General features: G+C 60.2%; 17 protein-coding genes and 1 tRNA gene. 6 read left to right on the plus strand and 12 right to left on the minus strand.

The window, feature by feature from the left end; genetic code table 11:
* Window positions 1–120 precede the first annotated feature (120 nt).
* From ACYVM5_RS15615 to ACYVM5_RS15630, 4 genes are all read left to right on the plus strand, one after another.
* Window positions 121–1,497 (plus strand): aspartate kinase, encoded by a 1,377-nt coding sequence (locus tag ACYVM5_RS15615; RefSeq protein WP_460619040.1) that lies wholly within the window; start codon window positions 121–123, stop codon window positions 1,495–1,497.
* Between the two features lie 103 nt (window positions 1,498–1,600).
* Complete coding sequence (locus ACYVM5_RS15620; protein WP_460619041.1) at window positions 1,601–2,242, plus strand: phosphatase PAP2 family protein; 642 nt, start codon at window positions 1,601–1,603, stop codon at window positions 2,240–2,242.
* Window positions 2,243–2,393: 151 nt separating this feature from the next.
* Window positions 2,394–3,287 (plus strand): glycerophosphodiester phosphodiesterase, encoded by an 894-nt coding sequence (locus ACYVM5_RS15625; RefSeq protein ID WP_460619042.1) that lies wholly within the window; start codon window positions 2,394–2,396, stop codon window positions 3,285–3,287.
* 249 nt (window positions 3,288–3,536) lie between these two features.
* Window positions 3,537–4,331, plus strand: a complete 795-nt coding sequence (locus tag ACYVM5_RS15630; RefSeq protein WP_460619043.1) for an SDR family NAD(P)-dependent oxidoreductase — start codon at window positions 3,537–3,539, stop codon at window positions 4,329–4,331.
* Window positions 4,332–4,434: 103 nt separating this feature from the next.
* Here ACYVM5_RS15630 and ACYVM5_RS15635 read toward each other — a convergent pair whose 3' ends face one another.
* The 11 genes from ACYVM5_RS15635 to ACYVM5_RS15685 all read right to left on the minus strand — a co-directional run bounded on the left by ACYVM5_RS15635 (window position 4,435) and on the right by ACYVM5_RS15685 (window position 17,360).
* Complete coding sequence (locus ACYVM5_RS15635; protein ID WP_460619044.1) at window positions 4,435–5,319, minus strand: DUF2911 domain-containing protein; 885 nt, start codon at window positions 5,317–5,319, stop codon at window positions 4,435–4,437.
* A gap of 86 nt (window positions 5,320–5,405) precedes the next feature.
* Window positions 5,406–5,930, minus strand: a complete 525-nt coding sequence (locus ACYVM5_RS15640) for a hypothetical protein (RefSeq protein ID WP_460619045.1) — start codon at window positions 5,928–5,930, stop codon at window positions 5,406–5,408.
* A gap of 23 nt (window positions 5,931–5,953) precedes the next feature.
* The gene (locus ACYVM5_RS15645) at window positions 5,954–7,804 is read right to left on the minus strand and encodes an ABC transporter ATP-binding protein (RefSeq protein WP_460619046.1); all 1,851 of its coding nucleotides are present in this window, start codon (window positions 7,802–7,804) and stop codon (window positions 5,954–5,956) included.
* Between the two features lie 80 nt (window positions 7,805–7,884).
* Window positions 7,885–8,379 carry an energy transducer TonB gene (locus ACYVM5_RS15650; protein WP_460619047.1) on the minus strand — a complete coding sequence of 165 codons (495 nt, stop codon included), beginning with the start codon at window positions 8,377–8,379 and terminating at the stop codon, window positions 7,885–7,887.
* Between the two features lie 92 nt (window positions 8,380–8,471).
* Window positions 8,472–9,977 carry a sodium:solute symporter gene (locus tag ACYVM5_RS15655; protein ID WP_460619048.1) on the minus strand — a complete coding sequence of 502 codons (1,506 nt, stop codon included), beginning with the start codon at window positions 9,975–9,977 and terminating at the stop codon, window positions 8,472–8,474.
* Window positions 9,978–10,096: 119 nt separating this feature from the next.
* A complete protein-coding gene (locus ACYVM5_RS15660; protein WP_460619049.1) occupies window positions 10,097–11,149 on the minus strand; it encodes an MBL fold metallo-hydrolase in 1,053 nt (350 codons plus the stop codon).
* Between the two features lie 197 nt (window positions 11,150–11,346).
* Complete coding sequence (locus tag ACYVM5_RS15665; protein ID WP_460619050.1) at window positions 11,347–12,363, minus strand: hypothetical protein; 1,017 nt, start codon at window positions 12,361–12,363, stop codon at window positions 11,347–11,349.
* A 110-nt stretch (window positions 12,364–12,473) separates the two neighbouring features.
* A complete protein-coding gene (locus tag ACYVM5_RS15670; RefSeq protein ID WP_460619051.1) occupies window positions 12,474–13,469 on the minus strand; it encodes a hypothetical protein in 996 nt (331 codons plus the stop codon).
* A 36-nt stretch (window positions 13,470–13,505) separates the two neighbouring features.
* Window positions 13,506–14,201: a hypothetical protein gene (locus ACYVM5_RS15675; protein WP_460619052.1), complete on the minus strand. Its 696-nt coding sequence runs from the start codon at window positions 14,199–14,201 to the stop codon at window positions 13,506–13,508.
* A gap of 208 nt (window positions 14,202–14,409) precedes the next feature.
* Window positions 14,410–16,320, minus strand: coding sequence for a M61 family metallopeptidase (locus ACYVM5_RS15680; RefSeq protein WP_460619053.1), 1,911 nt, complete (start codon window positions 16,318–16,320; stop codon window positions 14,410–14,412).
* 338 nt (window positions 16,321–16,658) lie between these two features.
* Window positions 16,659–17,360, minus strand: coding sequence for a class I SAM-dependent methyltransferase (locus ACYVM5_RS15685; protein WP_460619054.1), 702 nt, complete (start codon window positions 17,358–17,360; stop codon window positions 16,659–16,661).
* 191 nt (window positions 17,361–17,551) lie between these two features.
* Between ACYVM5_RS15685 and ACYVM5_RS15690 the strand changes: the two genes are divergently transcribed.
* Window positions 17,552–17,633 (plus strand) — tRNA-Leu (locus ACYVM5_RS15690).
* 95 nt (window positions 17,634–17,728) lie between these two features.
* Window positions 17,729–18,409 (plus strand): phosphatase PAP2 family protein, encoded by a 681-nt coding sequence (locus tag ACYVM5_RS15695; protein WP_460619055.1) that lies wholly within the window; start codon window positions 17,729–17,731, stop codon window positions 18,407–18,409.
* A 1-nt stretch (window position 18,410) separates the two neighbouring features.
* On the opposite strand, the gene ACYVM5_RS15700 is transcribed toward ACYVM5_RS15695, so the two are convergent.
* Window positions 18,411–20,780, minus strand: a complete 2,370-nt coding sequence (locus ACYVM5_RS15700) for a GAF domain-containing protein (RefSeq protein ID WP_460619056.1) — start codon at window positions 20,778–20,780, stop codon at window positions 18,411–18,413.
* Window positions 20,781–20,851: the final 71 nt, after the last annotated feature.

Here is a 20,851-nt window from a genome sequence, read left to right on the forward strand (position 1 = left end):
ATATTTTGCGTTTCGTCGTTGAACTTGCGTTGAACGGCAGGAACTGCGCTGCGGCTATTAACTAAACAACATCAGCAACGACGAGACGCAAAATATTGCGTCTCTACATGCCAACGAATAGTGCTTACAGTAGAAAAAATCGGCGGCACCTCGATGACCGCCTTCGCCGACGTCCTCGACAACATCATCTTCCACGGCCGCGAGGGCGCGAAGCTGTACAACCGCATTTTCGTGGTGTCGGCCTACGCCAACGTCACCAACTGGCTGCTCGAAAACAAGAAAACCGGTGCGCCCGGCGTGTATCACCACATCACCCAGGGCCAGGAATTCAGCCTGCCGCTGCAGGACGTAGCCGCCCAGCTCAAAGAGCTTAACAAGCAGTACGAGCCGCTGGGGCTGGATTTGGCCGTGGCCGATGCCTTCATCCAGCAGCGCATCGACCAGGCCCAGACCTACCTCGAAAGCCTCGTGAACGTGCTGGCCTCCGGCTACGTCAACAGCGTGAACATTCTGCAGGCGGCCCGCGAAATCCTGGCCTCGATAGGGGAGGCCCACTCGGCCTTCAACTCCGTGAACATCCTGCAAAACCGGGGCGTGCACGCCACCCTGGTCGACCTCAGCGGCTTCGACGACGCCCAGCCGCTGACCATCGACGAGCGCATCCGGCAGGCGTTTACCGACATTGATTTTCCGCGCACCATCTGCATTGCCACCGGTTACACCAAGGGCACTGAGGGCATCATGCGGGAGTTCGATAGGGGCTATTCGGAAGTCACCTTCAGCAAGATTGCCGTGGCCGTGCGGCCCCAGGAGGCCATTATTCACAAGGAATACCACCTCAGCTCCGCCGACCCCAACCTGGTGGGCGTGGACCAGTGCCATCCCATCGGCTTCACCAACTACGACGTGGCCGACCAGCTCGCCGACGTGGGCATGGAGGCCATCCACCCCAAAGCCTCGAAGCCGTTGGAGATAAACGCCATCGACCTGCGCATCAAAAACACCTTCGAGCCCGAACACCCCGGCACGCTCATCACCCGCGACTACATCTCGCCCACCAAGCGCATCGAAGTCATCACCGGCACCGAAAAGGTCGTCATCATCGACATCCACGACCCGCTGATGGTGGGCGCCGCCGGCTTCGACCTCACGCTGATGCAGGTGTTTTTCGACCTCGGCGTGAGCTACATTTTCAAAGCCACCAGCGCCAACAGCATCTCGCTGCTCATCTGGGAAAAGGACCTCAAGCCCCAGCTCGTGGCCGCCCTCGAAGCCAAGTACGAGAACGTGACCGTGCAGCCGGCCGCGCTGGTCTGCCTCATCGGCTCCAACATCGACGAGCCCGGCCTGCTGGCCCGCGCCGCCCGCGCTCTGGCCGATGAAGGCATCAACATTCGCAGCGCCGGCTTTGCCCTGCGCAAGGTGAATATCCAGTTCATCGTGGGCCGCGAGGATTACAAAACCGCCATCATCGCCCTGAACCAGGCGCTGGGGTAACAGTAGCGCGGACTTTGTAGTCCGCGAGTAAAATGAGCAATGAAAACTTGTTTTGGCCCGCGCCGTTTGGATTCGCGGACTACAGAGTCCGCGCTACGTACTTATGACGCTCCGCCAGTTCCTCGTTTTCACGGCCCTCACGCTGCCGGCCTGCGCCCTGCTCATTCTCTTTTTCGACCAGCCGCTGGCCCGGTTCACCCACGGGCATTTCGGTGGGGCCGCGCCGTTCTTCGCCACCCTCACCGGCACCGCCGACCGGATTCATGATGCGTTGATGACGCACGTCGCGGGCCTGCCCATCATCTTTCTGGCGCTGGGGCTTGCCTTCGCCATCGGCCGCTACGCCCTCAAAAAAAAGGCCGCCACCATTTTCCTCATTCTGCTGCTCACCCACGAGTTCAGCATGGTGCTGGCCAATGTGCTGAAAGGCACGGTGCACCGCCTGCGGCCGGAGGTGCTGTTCGGCACCGGCTACGAGGGTACCGGCCTGTGGGCCACCGGCCCGCACAACGACTCCTTCCCGTCCACGCACACTGCCACTTATTTCAGTCTGTTCTGGCCGCTGGCGGTGGCGTTTCCAAGGTTTCGGGGGCCGCTGCTGGTGCTGCCGGGGCTCATTGCGCTGGGCCGGCTGGTGCTGGGCATGCATTATCTGAGCGACGTGTGGTTTTCCATCTGGCTGGTGGTGGCGCTCACGTTTCTGTTCGGGCTGCTGGATAAGCCGCGCAGAATAGCGGTGGTGTAGAGACGCGACATTTCGCGTTTCATCGCTCGCACCGTGGGGCGTATTCAGATGCCCTCATTGCCCGCCGAGACGCGAAGTGTCGCGTCTCTACAACTCCATGCTGCGTTTATCGTTCAGGTTGTTCCCGGCGCATGCCGGCTTTCGCTTTTGCATGAGAAAATACCGCTTACTCCCTGCCGCTGCGCTGGCTTTTTTTCTGGTATCGACACTGGTGGCCTGCACCGCCACCAAGCCCGTGGCCAACCCCAACCTGGTGGTGCTGGGCCACGCCGGCTCCGGCTTCTACACGCCCATTAGTCCGTTCAACTACCGGCCGCCGAGCAGCTGGCGCGGCATCCGGCGCGCCCTGCTGCGCGGGGCCGACGGCGTGGAAATTGACCTGCAAATGAGCCGCGACAGTGTGGTGATGCTCTACCACGACCAGCACTTGCAGGACGGCAGCACCGGCACCGGCTGCGTGAGCCAGCGCACCGCCGCCGAACTCACCCAGCTCCGCTACCAGGGCGGCTTCCCCTACGACCTCATCCAGAAGGAGCGCCCCATCACCTTCGATACGTTGCTGGCCCGCCTCAACCGCTGGCCCACGTTCCCCTTCATTCACCTCGATTTGCACGAGGACGACCAGTGCCTGCCCCCCGGCCGCCAGAATGAAAAAGTGCCGCTGCTGGTGCGCCAGATTGCCCACACCCTGGCACGCTACCACGCACCGCTCAGCAAAATCCTGTTCATAACCCAGGAAGGCTCCACGGTGCGGCTGGCTCGCGCCGCCATGCCGGGCGTGCGCGTGGGCCTCGAAATCGCCTCCGATGACTTTGCCGCCGGCCTGAAAACGGCCAAAGCGGAGAAGGTGCACACCGTGGTGCTCGACGCCGACCGCGTGACGCCCGAGCAGAGTGCCCAGGCCCACACCGCCGGCTTCAAGGTGGTGGTGTTTGGCGGCCGCTCGCCTAAAGACCTGCGCCGCGTGCTCAGAACCCAGCCCGACGAGATTGAGGTGGATAACGTGAAGCGCCTGCTCCAGATGCAGGGCCGGGGCAAGAAGTAGGAGTGGCTCCGAGATTATCGATGAAAAAGCCCGATTCAACACAGAATCGGGCTTTTTGCTGTCTGTCGCTACGCCTAATTCCGTCAGAGGCTTCTGCATTTAGTGTGGGCTGCACGGCTTTTACATGCGTGCAAGAATCAACAGCAAAGAGAGCTTGCTGGGGCAGGACAGGTTGCGTCGTGCAACCTTGAATTAAATTATTAATCTATATATTATAATAAAACGCGATTCACCATAATCCCATCAGCTATGAACGACCAAACCGCCCTGATAACCGGTGCTTCGAGTGGCATCGGTTTCGAACTGGCCCGTTGTTTCGCCCGCGACGATTACCGGGTAGTCCTCGTGGCCCGCCACCTAGATGAACTCCACGAAGCGGCCCGGCTGCTGCACCAGGAGTTCGAAACGGTCGATATCGTGCTGCTGCCCTTCGACCTGAGCCACCCCGAAACGCCCGCCAAGCTCTACGCCGAAACCACGGCGCGGGGCCTGCAAATCGACGCGCTGGTGAACGACGCCGGCTTTGGCGAAACCGGCTACTTCACCGATACCGACCTGGCTACGGAGCTGGCCATCATTCAGGTAAATACGGCGGCGCTGGTGCAGCTCACCAAGCTCTACCTGCGCGACATGGTGGCCCGCAATTCTGGGCGCATTCTTCAGGTGGGCTCGCTGGCGTCCTTCACGCCCAGCCCGTGCCAGGCCGTGTACGCCGCCACCAAGGCCTTCGTGCTCAGCTTCACCGAAGCCGTGCAGCACGAGCTCAAGCAGCAGAAATCGGCCGTGACCATGACCGTGCTCTGCCCGCCGCCCACCGACACCAATTTCTTCCGCACGGCGCACGCCGAAAACACCCGCGCCGCCAGCCACCCCGCGTCGGCCCGCGCCGTGGCCGAAGAAGGCTACGATGTGCTCATGGAAGGCGGGGCCCGCAGCCTGCCCACCATGAGCGCCAAAATGAACTTCTTCACCAGCCTCGTGCTCCCCGATTCCATGCTGGCCACCCTCATGAACAGTCAGCTGCACCCGGCCGAGCACAAGTAGGCCCGGCCCCAGCCCAGAAACGACCTTCTCAGAGTGGGCAGCAAAAACAAAAAGGCCGCGACATCAATGTCGCGGCCTTTTTAATTCCAGATGATTGGCGTTTCTACTTGCCCATTTTCTTGGCTTCGGCCATCAGGTCCTCGTTCATTTTCACGTACTCGCCGTTCGGCGGCGTGGCGGCCAGCGCGGCTTTTTTCGAGGCTTCGGCGGCTTTGGTGGCGCCGGCGTAATCCTTCATTTTCAGGCGGATTTTGGCTTCCGTGTTCAGGTTCCAGAACTTGGTGGGCTCGGCGGCGTTGGCTTTTTCCATCCAAGCCAGGGCCTGCTTCAGGTCTTTGTTGTTGTCGTAGTAGTACACGGCGGCCGAGGCGAGGTCGGCGGGGGCGGGGGTGGCGGCTTTGGTGATTTTCTCGTCAATCTGAGCCATTACTTTGCTGTCCACGTCGGCGGTAACCTTGAACTTGGCCCCGGTCATTTCCCACTCCATGGCCACGTTGGCGGTGGCGGGGGTAAGGTCGGTGAAGTTGATGGTGAAGGTTTCGACCTTGCTGGCCAGCTTGTAGGGCTTGATGGTGAAGCGGGCCACGTCCTGGTCGTCTTTGAAACCGTCCACATCGGCACCCTGCTTGAGGCTCTTGTTGAGCACCACCAGCCACTCCGTCTTGTTAGGGATGGTGTAGAGGCCGTACTCGCCGGCAGCCACCTTCTTGCCCTCAATCATCACATCGTCCGAGAACTTGATGCTGGTGGTGGCATTGGCGCCCGTGCGCCAGCGCTTGCCAAACGGCACCACCGTGCCGAAAATGTTGCGGGCCTTCACGCCCGGCCGCGAATACACGATGGTGATATCCGTGAGGCCCACGCGCTGGGTCACAGTGCTCTGGGGACTGGCGGCGGGCGTTTTGATTTGGGCCTGGGCGGCCGGCGCGGCCAGCAGGGTAGCAGCCGCTGCAACAGCAACGGAGAAAGGTGCGAAGTGCTTGCTCATCAGTAAGGAGAGGGTGAGGGGGAGTTGTTGAGGGGCTAAAAATACGAAACCCGCGCTTGGGGCTCGGGTTTTGAGGGTGTTTTGATTTAAATCGGCTTGATGCGCTTTCGCTTTAGCAATGCCAATAGTTCCTCACGAACTGAGGGAGAAAGCACGGCGGCGGTATTCAAGAAACATATTCCATTTAATGAAGTCGTTGCTTGCCTTAACAATATCCATTGGCCCGCCTGTTTGGCTGTTCTATCAATATTGGACCAACGTATGGATTCCTGCGAAAGGCCCTCACGTACAATCTCCTGGTCACTCAGATAATATGTTGCTCCGTTTCGCAAAGCATCGGATTGATAATACTGTTTTCGCCAGCTCAGCCAAGTGGCAATCCAGATAAATACCAGCCCGGCTGGAAATAACATCGGCAGGGCTAAGTCCTGCATGTTTTTTGCGGTCAGCCCTTCATCGTAAAGCGCTACCCCGACAATTATTAGCATGGTAAGCGACAAAAAAGCGAAGCCGATGAGTCGAGGTAGATGCCTTGCTCGTAAGTCAGCAAACATCAGCTTCTTATATTCGGTGTAAGACAGCGGAGAAGGAGCAATTACAATTTGCTGCATAAGTAGCGAGCAGAAAGAATAAATTAGCTCAGCTCAAACTGCAGGCGCAGCAGGTTCGCGTAGAGGCCGCCTTCGCGGTCACTCAATTCTTCGTGGGTACCGGCCTCCACAATGCGGCCGCCGTCAATCACCAGGATTTTATCGACTTTGCGGATGGTGCTCAGGCGGTGGGCGATGATGAGGCTGGTGCGGTGTTCCATCAGCTCATCGAGGGCGCCCTGCACCAGCTTTTCGCTTTCGCTGTCGAGCGAGGAGGTGGCTTCATCGAGGATGAGGATGGCGGGATTTTTCAGGATGGCGCGGGCAATGGCCACGCGCTGGCGCTGCCCGCCCGAGAGCTTGATGCCGCGGTCGCCCACCACCGTATCGAGCGCCTCGGGGAAGGCCTGGATGAATTGCCAAGCGTTGGCGCGCTGGGCCGCTTCGATGATTTCGGCATCACTGGCGCCGGGCTTGCCGTAGGCGATGTTCTCGCGGATGGTGCCGCCGAAGAGCAGCGTTTCCTGCGGCACGATGCCGATATGGCGGCGCAGGCCGGTGAGGTCGTAGTCTTGCACGTCGTGCCCATCCACGATGATGCGGCCGCCGCTGAGCGGGTAAAACTGCATCAGCAGGCCGGCAATGGTGCTTTTGCCCGCGCCGCTGGGGCCGACGAGAGCAATTTTCTCGCCCGCCGAAATGTGGAAGTCAATATCCGAGAGCACCGGCACGTCGGGCCGGGTGGGGTAGCGGAAGGCCACGTGCTCGTAGCGGATGTCGCCGTGCAGGCGGGCCGGCACCAGCCCCACGGCCGGCTCGATGTGGGTAGGTTCAGGGACTTCGTCCAGGATTTCGAGGATGCGCTCGGAGGCTCCCAGCGTGCTCTGCACCTTGCCGTAAATTTCGCCCAGGCCGGCCACCGAGGCCCCAATGAAGGCCGTGTAGATGATAAAGGCCGTGAGGTCGCCAATCTGCAGGTGGTTGGGGTCGGTGACGGGCGTGTGCACCAGCGTGGCCCCGCGCCAGAGGATGAGGATGATACCGCCAAACAGGCCGATAATCACGAAGGACACGAAGGCCCCTCGGTACAAATTGCTTTGCAGCGCGGCCTTTACCACTTTGCCCAGCGAGGTATTGTAGCGTCCAGTTTCGAACTTTTCATTCGTGAAAGCCTTCACTGAATTGATGGCTTGCAGGGTTTCCTCCACGATGGTGTTGGTGTGGGCCAGCTCCTGCTGCACGGTCTTGGAAAGCGTGCGGATTTTGCGCCCGAACAGTCCAGCGGCCAGCACAATGGGCGGGAACGTGAGCAGCATGAACAGCGACAGTTTCCACGACACCACCATGATGAAGCCGATGCCACCTAGCAGCGTAAATACCTGCCGGAACAGCTCGGCCAGCGTCAGCGAAAACGAGTCCTGAATCTGACCCACATCGGACGTAATGCGCGAGGTGATGGCCCCCACGCGGTTTTTCTCATAAAATGGGATGGGCAACTGCACGAACTTAGCATAGAGCGCCTGCCGAATATCGCGCACCGTGAACTCGCTCACCTGCGTGAAAAACCAGATGCGGCCAAACGAGAAAAAGCCCTGCATCACCGTCACCAGAAACAGGCCGATGGCCACGCGGTTGATGTCGAGCACCAGCCCGCCGGGCAGCACCAGCGGCTGGCCGGTGGCCACGTTCACCAGCTTGCCGGCAATCCATGGAAACGACATAGTGCTTAAGCTGCTGAGCACCAGCAGCACCATGCCCACGATAAACTTGCTGCGGTAGGGCAGCACGTAGCGGAATATCCGCAGGCCGCGCCGCAGCGATTCCTTGTTGACTTTGGGTTTGGGTAAGTCGGCGGCAACATCGTTGCCGCTGGTATTGAGTCCACTACGGGCCATCGGGTCTTATCTAATTCTACTAATTTATAACGCGGTAATTTCGGCCGCCGGGCATGAGGCGCGGGTGAAGCTTACGCCACTTACTGGTGCCTCCCGCGCGCCGGCTGGCGGCGCACCTGCTCCACGTGCATCACGCCGGCCTCGCCAAAGGGCACTGGCAGTTGCACCAGCACCGGTAGCGGGTGGCCACGGCGCATGCCCGGCTGCCAGCCCGAGAGCAGGCTCACCACGCGCAGGGCCTCGGCATCACACTCGGGCGAAAGCGACTGGGCGATTACGGGATTGCTGATGCTGCCGTCCTCGTTCACGGTGGCATTCACCAGCACCTTGCCGTTGAGGCCTTTGGCTTTGGCGGCTTCGGGGTAGTTGATGTGTTCGAGGAAGAAGAGGCCCATGGCCTGCTCGCCGCCCGGGTACACGGGGGCGCGGTCGGGGCGGTTGGCAGCGGGGTTGCGCTGCACCTGCATCTGGCCGGGCTTCAGGATGATGGTTTGGCCGGTGGCGGGAGCAGGCGTTTGGGCGTGGGCCGCGCCGGTAATGAGTAGCAGGCCGAGGGCCGGGAGAAAGTTTTTCATAGGCAGCATAACGGCCGGGCCAGCGCCCGCACCATTTATAAATCGCATAATAGAGGAGACGAACAAACGGCTCAAATACCTCAAACCCCGGACTAGGCCGGCAGGTTCGCGGGCGCTACGGCTACGTTGGCGGGGCGCGAAATAAGCAGCAAGCCGAGGTATACCAGAGCGCCGTTCAGCAGCAGGATTTCGAAGCCGAACTTGTAGCCATTCAGCCACTCCACGGAGTGCGATACGATGAGCAGCGTGAGCAGCACGGCGGCGGTGCAGGTGGGCAATACGAACTTGTCGCGCAGCTGGCGGTGGGTGAAGATGCCGAAGGCGAACAGGCCCAAAAGGGGCCCGTAGGTGAAGCCGGCGGCTTTGTACACGGCATCAATCAGGCTCTGCTCGTTGAGGGCGCGGAAGATGAGGATGATGACGATGAGCACCACCGACCAGCCCAGGTGGGTGAGCTGGCGCAGGCGCGTCTGCCGGGCTTCGGGGTATTGCTTGATGTCGAGGAAGTCGATGCAGAACGAAGTGGTGAGCGAGGTCAGGGCCGAGTCGGCCGAGGCGTAGGTGACGGCGATGATGCCCAGGATGAAGATGATGCCGGCCGTGAGCGAGAACTGCGTGGTGGCCAGATAGGGGAATACCTTGTCGGTATCGAGGGTACCTTTGAGGTTGAGTAACTGTTTCATTTCCGTCAGGTGCAGGCCGCGGGCGGCGGCGTACTGGTACATGAGCACGCCCAGCGTCAGGAACAGAATATTAACGCACACGATGACGGGCGTGAACCAGAACAGGTTCTTCTGGGCCTCGCCGAGGCTGCGGCAGCTCAGGTTTTTCTGCATCAAATCCTGGTCGAGCCCGGTCATCACGATGGTGATGAACATGCCGGAGGCGAACTGCTTCCAGAAGAATTTGTCGTCGCGAAAATCGGAGAAGTAGACCTGCGACATCGGGCTTTCTTTCACCGAAGTGACGAGCTTGGCGAAGGAATAATTTAGCGCATCCGACATGAAATAGATGCTCAGGGCCACGCAGCTGAGCATGGCCAGCGTCTGGAAAGTATCGGTCCAGAGAATGGTTTTCAGGCCGCCCTTGAAGGTGTAGAGGTAGATGAACAGAATGCTGACCACCACCGTGACGGCGAAGGGCACGCCCATGGCATCGAACACGGCCAGTTGCAGCACGCCCGCCACCAGGTACAGGCGCAGGGCTGAGCCCAAAGACCTGGAAATTAGAAAGAACAAAGCCCCAGTTTTGTAGCTCCAGTAGCCGAAGCGCTGCTCCAGATAGGAGTAGATGCTCACCAGCCGCAAGCGGTAGTAGAGCGGCATCAGGACGGTGCCGATGACGACGTAGCCGGCCACGAAGCCCGCCGCCACGGCCAGGTAGCTCCAGCTTTTGCCGTACACGTTGCCCGGCACCGAGATGAAGGTGACGCCCGAGAGCGAGGTGCCAATCATCGCAAACGCCACCATGTACCACGGCGCGTTGCGGTTGGCCACGAAGAAGCTTTCGCTGGTGGCGCCCCGCGACGTGAGCAGGGCAATGATGATGAGGACGACGAAGTAGCCCGCAACCAGGCTCAATACTAAAGTTGGCGACATGTAAGCTAGGGCAGGAGGGTATGGGGGTAGGAGGGTAAGAGTTTGGAAAGGGAATTGGGGACAAAGGTCGGCAGAATAACTCATGCCCCCTTGCCCTCCTACGCTCAAGCCCTAAAAACCTACTCCCAGTCCTGCCAGCGCAGGATTTCGCCCACGGCGGGGACGTGCAGCTCGCCGCGCAGCATGCCGCCAGCGGCTACTTCCTGTATTTGGCGCAGGGGCTCGGAGGCGGGTTCGTCGGCCAGGGCGAAGGTGCCGTAGTGCATGGGCACCACGTGGCCGGCGCGCAGCACGTTGGCGGCTTTGGCGGCTTCGTGGGGGTTGACGTGGCTTTTGGCCATCATGTAGGCCGGCTTGTATGCTCCGATGGGCATCAGCGCAATGTCGATGGGGCCGAAACGGGCTTCGATGGCCTCGAAGTGTTCGGCGTAGGCCGTGTCACCGGCGAAGTAGATGAGCTTGTCGGCTTGTCGGGCTCGAATGAGAAAGCTGCCCCAAAGCACCTGGTTCAGGTCGGTCAGGCCGCGGCGGTGCCAGTGGGCGGCAGGAAGGTAATAGATATCAACCGGGGGATTGGATGGCTCCGTCCAACCCATGTTTTCCCAATCAATTCGATATTGCTGCCACCAGCCCGCTTCTTGAATATAAGCTGTTGTGGTTGGAGCCATATTGCGAAGCAAAGGACCCATGCGTAACGGTGCCAAAATTTGCATGCCCCGGTTCTGCTTTGCCAGTAATTTTATTGATTGCTCATCCAAATGGTCACGGTGGCCGTGGCTTAAAAGCAAAACATCAATGTCGTTCAGGTCTTCGGGGCGGCAGGGCAGGGGATGACGATGTTTGAGCCCCAATGAGGAAAAAAGCACGGGGTCGAACAGAAACGTAGTGGCTTCGATGCGCAGCAGAAAGGTGGAGTGGCCCAGCCAAACCAGCCCGTCTTCGGTGCTTTTTAAAAAGGCGGTGCAGTCCACCACTTCCGGGGCCCAAGTGTCGTGCTTTTTCTCTTCCTTCTGCGGGTTGGTCGAGAGCTGCCACTTCAGCACATTCGCGAAGCTGGGCTCAAACAATTCCTCGCCGTTGGCGAATTCGTTGCCGAACAGCTTATTGCCGGGGTAGCCGGGCCGCACGGTGGGCAGCGCTTCGTTGCGGAGGTAGGAAATGCGTGGGGGCATGAGATTCGGGAAAAGCTTGGGGAGCTAGGGAAACGGGCGGACGGCGGAAGTGTTTCTACAAACGAATAACGTCTGTCATCCTGAGCTTGCGAAGGACCTTATTACGTTAGAACGAATTGCTCAAACGTAATAAGGTCCTTCGCAAGCTCAGGATGACAGACGTTTATTACTAACCGTTTGCCGATGAATAACGCGGTTTACTTCGGCAGCGTCAACAAATAGCCGATGGTGAAGTTGGCGTCCCAGTCGAACACGAACTGCTTGCAGCCGGTGGCTTCGGCAATGGATTTGTAGATGTTCAGGCCGGCTTTCGATTTGGCGTTGTCGAGCTGGTAGGCGCTGGGCGCGTCGAGCACGGTGTAGCGCTCCTTGCCCTTGCGCACTTTCTTGGCCAACTCAAACGGTACGCCGCCGATGATGAAGCAGGTGCCGCGCAAATCGGCCGGTACCTGATTGGCTTTCTCTTTTACTTCGGCCGCCACGGCCGCATCGGCGGTGCCTTTCTCAAAGTATTTGGCCCCGAAGGTTTCCACCGATTTGGGCTGGTTGCCATCAAGCCACGAGATTTTGGTGTTGCCCGAGCCAATGTCCGTTACGAAAGCGCGGTCGGCAAACGAGGCCGGCAGCACCGAGCGCAGGCCCAGCACGCCTTCGCGCTCGGGCGTCACGGTGTTCACCACGTAGCCCATGCCCTTCAGCACTTTTACAATTTTGCCCGTTACGTCGGCTTTCAGCGCGCCCGAACTCACCACGAAATGAATGTCGCGCCCGCTCACGCCGAAGTCCAGCATCTGCCCGATGTAGGCCTTGAGGCCGCGGCGAATGTCGTCGTCGGTGGCCATGTTCTCCATCACCAGGCTGTTGCCGAAATCGGCTTTTTCCAGCTTCCAGGTGCGGTTCTGGTCAATGCGGACGATGAAGGAATTGAAGCCGCTGGCGCCCAGTTCCACTACGCCTTTCAGCTTGCCGTCGACGGGCGCGGGCGCCTCGTAGGAGAAGGCCGGTTTGGTCCCACCGGCCTGGGCCGGCGATTCGTAAGAGCCCGACCCGCCCTGGTCACCGGAGCGGCTGGTGGTGTCGGCCACGGGGTCGATGGCCGAGCGGCCCGTTTTGGCAAGTTCCGGATTAGTGGCCGTGAAGCGGCGGATACCGAAGTACAGGCCAATGAGGATGATGGCCGCGATAATGGCCTTGCTGGCGAAGGTGAGCCGCATGGTGCTTGCAGTTAAGGTGATGAAAGAGAGGTTTGTTAAGACTTTATTTTATCTAGAATGTCATAGAGTGCGTAGCGAAGCATGACGTTCCCATTCGTACAACTGTACCGCTAGTCAAGCAGCTTGCCGTAGGCATCGTCGGTGGCCTGGCGGGTGGCGGCGGCCGTCATCGGCACGGGCGGCTCGTTGTTCATAATGGCGCTGAATTCACCCTTCTGGTACTGGTCGAGCAGGTGCTGGCCCTTCTCGCTCATCACCCCGTTCTGAATGTCCATCTCCTTCACGAATTCTTGGCTGTAGCGCATGGCCTGCTTGATTTGACCCAGCTGCTGGGCCATGTCCTCGGCCACGCGGTCGGTGGCCAGGTCGAAGAAGTACTTCTTGTCGGGGTCGCCGCGCAGGATGTTCATCGCGGCGCGCATGCCCGAGCTGGTGCGTTTCACCAGGGCGTACTCGTCTTTGAGTAGATTGACTTTGAACTTGCTGTTGTCAATCTGGCGCAGGGCCGCTTTCAGAATCTGGCGCATCACCAAGCTTACGTTGGCCGTGGTAGTGGCCATCGGTTGCAGGCGCTTGTTATAGTCTTCGAGCTGGGCGGCGCGGCTGGCGTAGCTGTCGGCGCTGTCTTTCTCGCCCTGACGCTGGGCCGAGGCGGCCAGGAACAAGTACTCTTTCATCTGGGCCGTATTGGCGGCCATCTTGCGCTTCACCAGCTCGTTGGCTCCTTCAATGTGGCCCACTTCGGCGTCCATGTTGCGGGCTTCCTTCTCGGTGTTCGAGATGTAGTCCTCCATGATGCCGATGGGGTCGGTGTTGACGAAAATGCTGGCGACCGTGCGGAAAATGCGTTGTCCCAGGTACCATATTCCGGTCTGAATCCGCTTATTCGTGGCCAGCAGAATCAGGACAAACAAAACGCCCAGCCCAACGCCCAGCTTCACGGTATTGAAAACGATGTCAACCAGAAAGGGCAGAATCTTGCCCCAGTAGTACACGCCCAAGCCAACCAGCCCAGCCACAAAAACCCAGGCAGCGGCTTTTTCCGGTTTTTGCCAGGATGGCAGGCCGTCGGCGGGCGAGGGCGGACCTAATAACGGGGTATTCATTTCGCAGAAAGAATGAAAGGTGAAAATCGCAGGAGCTTACTTCGCCGCGTTCAAAAACGTTTCGGCGGCTTTGTGGTGGGTTTGCAGGTCGGCCATCGCGGCGGCATTGGCCAGCTCATAGGAGGCCAGCGCGCTTTGGGTTTTGCGGCGCTCCTCGCCCAGCTGCTGCTGGGTTTGCTGGAGCTGCTGCTGTTTGGCCTGCAACTGTTGGGTGAGTTCGGCGAGGTCGGCGGCCAGCTTCTTTTCCTGGGCCATGAGCAGGGCCACCGGGCCGGGCGAAGCGCCGGGGGCCGCACCTTCGCCCATTTTCTCGCGGTGGCGGGTCAGCACTTTGGCGCGGTCGTCGGCCAGGGTTTGCTCAAACTGCGTGGCCGAGGCCAACAAAGCCGGTACGGTGCTGCCATTCACGGCGGTGAAGGCGTTGAAAGCCGTTTGGTAGAGCATGGGGCCGCTCAGGCCGGCGGCGGCCATGCTTTTCACCATTTTCATATAGGCCGCGAAATCCTTGCCATCGCCGGCCAGCAGGCCCGCAATGTGGTCGAGGTGGCGTTGTTCGGCCTGGCCGGGAGCCGAGGGCGTAGCAGGCATTGCACCAGGAGCAACGGGGGCGGCGGCGGGCGGGGCAGAGGCTCCGTACTGGGCAGTAGGAGGAGTAGTGGGGGGAACTGCGCCTTCTTCGGGCTCGATAAAAAAGTCCTTGGCAGCGTTGGCGAGCTTATCGAAAATTGCCATGACGAAATAGAAAAATGGAAGTAAAGGAAAGGGAATAGCTGGTGCGCAGGGATTAGCTGAACGGCGTAAAAACCGTCACCAACCGTCCAAAGGTAGAGATTTTAGCCAATCAACCGGCCCCAACCCCCACGCAGCAAAAAGCCCCGGTGGGCCGGGCCGCTCTACGCGGCTCCAGCCCACCGGGGCCAACCTTTATATCATGTTGTTTTTAGTTGGACGCTTGGCTGGCCAGCCAGGCCTCGCGCAGGGTTTTCTGCGCGGGCGACAGCACCATTTTCTCCACCGATTCCACGGGTTTTACCTGCACGTTGGGGTCTTCGGCGAGGATGAGCTGGGTGGTGCGCTCCACGCCGCCCCGCGTTTTCACTTTCACGAATACCACGTCGCTGGGCGAGTGCTTGTGCAGCACGCCGTCGAGGTCGCCGGAGCTTTTGATGGTCTGGCCGTCAAGCACTTCAATCTGGTCGCCCCGGTCGATACCGGCCTTATACAGGCCCGAGCCAATCTGGGTGTTGTAGGCCACTAAGCAGCGGCCATCTTCGTCAAACTCTACCTGACTGGGCAGGGCCGCGCCCAGGGCGCGGGTCGGAATCACGGCCAGGCCGGCCACCAGCAGGTTTTCGGTGAAGCGCGGCTGCTCGCGGCCGTACACGTACTGCCGGAAGAAGCGGTTGGCGAACACCGTGTCCTTGCTCACCTCGCCCAGCACGCGCTGCAGGTCGCGGGTGGTATAGGGCGCGGTGGGGGCGTAGCCCGCCTGCTTTTTGCCGTACTGCTGCCACATCGCCTGCATGAACTTGTCGAGCGAGGAGCGGTGGTGCTGGCGCAGCTGCAAGTCGAGCACCAAGGCAATGCCCGCGCCTTGGTCGTAGTACGACAAGTTGGTGTTTACCAGGTTCATGGGTGCGCCGGTGCCGGCTCCGTCGGTATAAGCAGCCTGGCGGCTCATGTCGATGGCCGAGGCGTAGCGGGCACCGGGGCTGTTCTGGCGCAGGTTCACCCAACGGCTGATATCATCGAAGAAATCCTCGTCCTCAATCAGCTTGGCGCGGCGCAGGGCCAGGCGGCCGTAATACTGCGTGAAACCTTCGGCAAACCAGAGGTTGTCGCTCATGTTCACGCGCTGGAAATCAAAGGGCTCCAGGTCTTTGGGGCGGAGGCGCTCCACGTTCCAGGCGTGGAAGAACTCGTGGGCCACAGTGCCCAGGTTCTTGGTGGCATCCTCGTCCTTCAGCGAGCGGGGGCTGGTAACCGACGTGGAGTTGCGGTGCTCCATGCCGTCGCCCTTGGCCTGGGTCAGGTAGTCGGCCACGAAGGTGTAGCGGGCAAAATCGAAAGTGGGAAGCTCGCCAAAAACGGCCTTTTCCTCCTTCACCACCTTCTGGATTTTCTTGGCATAGGCATCAATTTCCGAGGTCGGACCCATGTACAGCGTAGCCAGCTCGATGGTCTGGTCGCCTTCCTGCCACGACAGCACCTGCTGCGGGCCCAGCGATACCGGGCTATCCATCATGTATTGCATGTTGGGGGCCGTGTACACCGCTTTATCCGAGCCTTGGCGCAACTGCGAGGCTACTTTCCAGGTGGCGGGCAGGTCAAACTTGATTTCGGTGGCGCGGCCCTCTAGCCCGGTGGCGTAGCATAGGGCGGCCGGCAGGTTAAGGTGGGCGTGCTGCTGGTCGATGCCCACGTTGGTGCCATCCGTCTGGTCGCCGTACAGGGTATAGCTGAAAATTACCGTGCCGTCAGCGGCCGGCATCACGTCCCAGCCGTAGGGGTCGGGGCGGTTCAGGGGCAGCGGGTGGTTAGCGCCGTCGGTGGCCACCACGTAGTACACGTTCTTGGCAAAATCGTGGATGGCGTAGCGGCCGGGCGAGCTACGGGCCATGCGCACGTGCAGCGGCCCACCGGGCAGGCCCGCAAATGTGGCCGTCACTTTTGCTTCGTGGTGCACCGCGTTCGGAAACGACACTGTGTAGCGCACCGCCGGACCCGTATCAGCCTTGGGTTGGGCAGGGGCAGGAGCCGGAGCTGCCACCGGAGCCGGGGCCACTGGCGCGGCACTCACGGGCGCCGGCTTGGGGGCTGCCGGCTTAGGCGCAGCGGGTTTGGCAGGCACTGGTTTAACAAGGGCTGCTTTGGCCGGTGCTGGTTTGACCCAGGCGGGCTTAACTGCTGCCGGCGCGGCCTTAGGTGGCAAAGGCTTTCCCGGAACGGGTTTTACCTGTGCCTGCGCCTGAAAAGTGCCCAGTCCCAAAGACAATAAAATAGCAGTAGCGACAGTGTGTTTCATGGGCAGAAATAATAAGGAAACAAGTAATGCAATAGAAAGCCGTGAACGGTGTGGAATACAAAGTTGCAGAAAATTTACAATAAAATAAGGGTAATCATTGTGAAAAACGGGCTCGATAATGATAAAATCATGTTTCAACTTGGTGAAACAGTGTTAGCAACATATCAAGGTTGGGCCACAGCCGGTTTTTCCCTGAAAATCAGGGCTTCTATTGCTCCACCAAAAAAAAGCTGCGAAGGGCCGGCCGCCAGCCCCAGCCTTCCCAGCGCTATGCGCACGTCGGGCATCTCACGAGCGCGCAGCCCGGTAGTGAGGCGGAAGAACAGGTACATCAGTTGGAGCAGCCAGTGCCGCCAGCCGCGCCGCGCCGGCCGGAAATCGGCCACCAGCCACGGTGCGCCGGGGTGCTGGGCAGCGCGCAATTGCGCCAACGCTGCCCTCAGGTCGGCCGAGGGAATGCAGTCGAGCACAAAGAAGGTGATGATGGCCCCGAACCGTTCGGCCGGTTGCAGGGCCGCTTGGGTGCCGTGCCGGAACTCAACCTGGCCCACCGCCTGCGGAAGCTCATGCGCCAGCCGGGCGCGGGCGCGGGCCAGCATCTTAGGCGACGCCTCCAGATACAGCACCGTGGCTGCTGGCACCCGCCGCAACACCTCGCCCAGCACCCAGCCCGTGCCCCCGCCCAGGATGAGGACATGCGGTGCACCTCCCGGCAGCCCTCGCAGCGCCACTTGCTGGGCCGCCCGTTGCGACGACCCAAAAACCAGTCCCGCGAGTACATCATAAAACCACGCCGCTTGGTCGAAGCCAACCAGCTTTTCGGGAGCAGTGGGGGGAGAAAAAGGGGCCGTTGGGGGCGAACTCATCAGAAAATAACGATTGCAGGAAAAAAAAATAGGTTGGCAAGTAACTGAAAAACAATTGCCGGTGCCGTTCGGCAGCCCTGTTCAACTGAAAAAAACGGCCTATGTGTTGCGTGGCGATAAAACGGCGCTGTATCTTTGCAGCATCAAAAGGCCGCCACCCTTCCAGGATGAGCGGCTTTTTAGCCCAGCTTGCGCTTGTGGCGAAATTGGTAGACGCGCTGTCTTCAGGCGGCAGTTCCGCAAGGTGTGAGAGTTCGAGTCTCTCCGAGCGCACGTTTTAAAAAGCCAGCCCCATCGGGCTGGCTTTTTTTATTTTCCGTACTGAAAGCAGTTGCTGGCTTTTCCATTTCCCGGCATTTTTGCCTGCTATGAATCGGTTTACCTCCCGCTTACTGGCCCTGGCCGGCCTGCTCACCGTCGAAGTGCTGTTCGGGCTGGTGCTGTTCATCGTGGCGTTCGCGGTGTTCTTTTACCTGGCGCGGGTGGTATTTGTGCACCATTCGGTGGCGCTGGATAACTGGGCTTCGGGCATTGTGGATGGCTGGCGGCTGGCGCACCCGGGCCTGACCGGACCGGTGCGGGTAGTCACGTTTTTTGCGGCGCTGCCGTTTTTGCTGCCGGCCAGCGTCATCGCGCCGCTGCTGATACGCCGGGCCGGCCACCCGCGCGGGGCCTGGGAAATGCTGCTGGCCATGGCGGGTAGCGTGCTGCTCAATCAACTGCTCAAACTGTACTTCAACCGCCCCCGGCCCAGCAATGCTCTGCTGCAAACCTTCGGGCTGAGCTTTCCCAGCGGCCACGCCATGCTGGGTTTTACCTTTTACGGCTGCCTGGCGTGGCTGCTGGCGCGGCATTTCAAGCGCCCCGTTTGGGTAGCGCCGCTGCTGCTATGGGCGGGGCTGATTGGCCTCACCCGGGTGTATTTGCACGCGCACTACGCCACCGATGTGCTGGCGGGCTTTGCCGGCGGTGCGGCGTGGCTGGTGGCTTTTCGGGCCGGCCTGAAGCTTTTCTGGCGCGAGGAAGAAGCGGTTATGCAAGCTGAGTAAGCTACTCGGCCAGCCGCACCCGCACCCGCAGGGCCAGCAGGCCTTTCACGCCCTGCAGCTCTTCCAGCTCCAACTCTTCAACGCCGGGTTCCAGCAGGCCCCGGTCCTGGAGGTAGTCGATGTACTCGTAGTACTCCACGGCCTCCCGGGTTTGGGCATACACCAGGGCCAGGGTGCCGGGCTGGGTCAGGCGTTCGCCCGTGCCCAGCACGGTGGCTTTGTCAATCCGCTTCTTGATGATTTCGTAGCGAATATTATAGGCGCCGTCTACGTCGAATTGCCGCTCATCCTGCCGGAAGCGAATGCTCAGCGGCTGCCCGTGGATGAGGATGAGCTGCGTAGTATCGAGTGGGACGGGCAGGGTGGCCTTCAGCGCGTGGGTCCGGCGCGTGATTTCCACCATCGTCAGCAGCTGCCACAGGCGCAGGTTTTTCAGGAAAACCAGGTCGAACGGTTTGTCCTGCACCAAGGCGCTGCCCACGTAGATGTTGAATTCCACGCCATCGGTTTTGTAGCGCTGGAAGTAATGCGGGAACATCTGCTGCGCCTTTTCTTCCTCCTCATCAAGGTAGTCGCTCACGGCATCGTTAAGCGTGGTCACGCTGATTTCAAAGTCCTGACGGCGCTTGTAGAGGATGCCCAGCTTGGGGTCGATATTGCTCCAGTAGCTGGTGATGACCGGGCGCAGCTCGGGCGTGTGCGTGGCTAAGTACTCGAACAGCGGCTCCACTTCGCGCTTCAGCGAGTCGTAAATATTGGCCTCGTCGCCGGAAAGCAAGCCTTCGCGCAGCCGCTTCAGGTTTTTGGTGACGTAAAATTTTAGCTCGTCCAGAATGGGCAGCTGCTGGCATTCGGAGGCCTTTTTCAGCACCTTATTGGCTAGGGTAAGGTGCTCGATGAGGTCGCCCTGAATGGCTTCGTTGCGCACCGTGCTGCTGCCCCGGATGTCGCAGGAGCCGTGCAGCGGGTACACGTCATCAAACACGATGGCCTCCATCTCGGCGGTGCGGTTGCCGGCATCCAACTGCGTCAGCAGGTTGCGGGCCGCGTCGGCAAAGCGCCACTCCATGGTGGGGTGAATGGCCGTAAATTTCTCCTGAATCACAGCCTGCACGCGGGATTGCAGGTCTTCGGCATTGCGCTTCACGGCCACCGCAAACAGCGGTACGAACTGCGCCACTTTGTCCATGTCAAACTCGTCGAGGCCGTTCACGTCGGGGGTGCCCAACTCCAGCAGGCCCACGGTGTCGTTGCCGTAGGGAAGCAGCGCCAGAATGGCCGATTTAATGCCCAGGGTCATAATCTGCTGGCGCAGGTCCTGCGGAATGTCGGCCGTGGCTACATCCTTGAGCACCAGTGGTTCCCGCTCGCGCAGTAGGCGCTCATAAATCTGCCGGAAGCTGCCGTCGGCCGACTGGTGCTGCACCTGTTTGGTGAGGAAGCTGTGGTTGATTTTGCGCCCAAAATCCACGAAAGCCCGTTTTTTTTCATCATAAGCCGCAATGCCCAGCTGCAAGGCCGGTTGCGCAAACAGCACCCGCAGCTTCTCCTGAATCTGCTCGAAGCGGGCCGGGGTTTGCAGCACGTCGCGCTCCAGCAGGTCGTACTTCAGCTCCGACAGGATTTCCTGGTCGGTAATATCCACCAGCTGCAGCAGGTTGAAGCCTTCCAACTCGAAGTGCTCGGGCGGCAGCAGCTCGTGCCAGTATTCCGGCCGGTGGCGGTTATGAATCAGAAATTCAATCTGTTCGGGCGTGAGTACGGGCAGCTCACCCACCACTTTCACCGTCACAAAATCGGAGTTGAAATCGACGCCGTAGTGCCGGTACAGCCCGATTTTATAGTCGGGCACGGTGAACACGATGGTGCCCAGGCTCGGCATTTCGGCCCCGTACAGGCGGTGCAGTATCAGGTGGTAGGCCATCAGGCCCATTTGCCGCTCCATAGCCGCCATGTCGATGTTGAGCGGCTGCTTCACGGTACGGTCCTTGTTCAGCATCACCTCCTCAAACAGCGGGGTTGAGTAGAAGCTGCGCCGCTGAAACGGCGCCACCACACCGCTGATGTCGGTGGCAAAAGAAGCCGGCGGGAAAACAGCCAGCATCAGCGTCTCTACCAGGTCGCAGTTGCATTCCAGCACCGAGTAATCGGTGAGCAGGCCCCGGCACCACCCGGCTTCGGCCACCTGCTGGCCAATAGCCTTGGCCAGCAGCGCTACGCCGGCATTGCTGGCGCTTTCGCGCGCATGCCAGTAGGCAATCAGCGGCTCCAGGCTAAGGGTGGACCGAAACGGAAACACGGAAGCAGGAGCGGCCGGACGGGGTGAAACGGGCACCGTCGGAGCCACCGTAAGAGTAGGTTCAGCAGCCATAGAAACGAAAACAGGAATGCCCGGCCAAACGTTGCAGCGCGGCGGTAGCTATACGTAAGCCAGTGCCCGGC

The sequence above is a fragment of the Hymenobacter ruber genome, assembly GCF_054783255.1.

What these genes read in the sequence shown, in the direction of transcription:
- ACYVM5_RS15695 (WP_460619055.1), top strand. Translation starts at nt 17,729, where the DNA reads ATGAATCGGTTTACCTCCCGCTTACTGGCCCTGGCCGGCCTGCTCACC.
- ACYVM5_RS15665 (WP_460619050.1), bottom strand. Translation starts at nt 12,363, where the DNA reads ATGCGGCTCACCTTCGCCAGCAAGGCCATTATCGCGGCCATCATCCTC.
- ACYVM5_RS15675 (WP_460619052.1), bottom strand. Translation starts at nt 14,201, where the DNA reads ATGGCAATTTTCGATAAGCTCGCCAACGCTGCCAAGGACTTTTTTATC.
- ACYVM5_RS15630 (WP_460619043.1), top strand. Translation starts at nt 3,537, where the DNA reads ATGAACGACCAAACCGCCCTGATAACCGGTGCTTCGAGTGGCATCGGT.
- ACYVM5_RS15625 (WP_460619042.1), top strand. Translation starts at nt 2,394, where the DNA reads ATGAGAAAATACCGCTTACTCCCTGCCGCTGCGCTGGCTTTTTTTCTG.
- ACYVM5_RS15650 (WP_460619047.1), bottom strand. Translation starts at nt 8,379, where the DNA reads ATGAAAAACTTTCTCCCGGCCCTCGGCCTGCTACTCATTACCGGCGCG.
- ACYVM5_RS15685 (WP_460619054.1), bottom strand. Translation starts at nt 17,360, where the DNA reads ATGAGTTCGCCCCCAACGGCCCCTTTTTCTCCCCCCACTGCTCCCGAA.
- ACYVM5_RS15635 (WP_460619044.1), bottom strand. Translation starts at nt 5,319, where the DNA reads ATGAGCAAGCACTTCGCACCTTTCTCCGTTGCTGTTGCAGCGGCTGCT.
- ACYVM5_RS15620 (WP_460619041.1), top strand. Translation starts at nt 1,601, where the DNA reads ATGACGCTCCGCCAGTTCCTCGTTTTCACGGCCCTCACGCTGCCGGCC.
- ACYVM5_RS15700 (WP_460619056.1), bottom strand. Translation starts at nt 20,780, where the DNA reads ATGGCTGCTGAACCTACTCTTACGGTGGCTCCGACGGTGCCCGTTTCA.
- ACYVM5_RS15660 (WP_460619049.1), bottom strand. Translation starts at nt 11,149, where the DNA reads ATGCCCCCACGCATTTCCTACCTCCGCAACGAAGCGCTGCCCACCGTG.
- ACYVM5_RS15670 (WP_460619051.1), bottom strand. Translation starts at nt 13,469, where the DNA reads ATGAATACCCCGTTATTAGGTCCGCCCTCGCCCGCCGACGGCCTGCCA.
- ACYVM5_RS15645 (WP_460619046.1), bottom strand. Translation starts at nt 7,804, where the DNA reads ATGGCCCGTAGTGGACTCAATACCAGCGGCAACGATGTTGCCGCCGAC.
- ACYVM5_RS15640 (WP_460619045.1), bottom strand. Translation starts at nt 5,930, where the DNA reads ATGCAGCAAATTGTAATTGCTCCTTCTCCGCTGTCTTACACCGAATAT.
- ACYVM5_RS15655 (WP_460619048.1), bottom strand. Translation starts at nt 9,977, where the DNA reads ATGTCGCCAACTTTAGTATTGAGCCTGGTTGCGGGCTACTTCGTCGTC.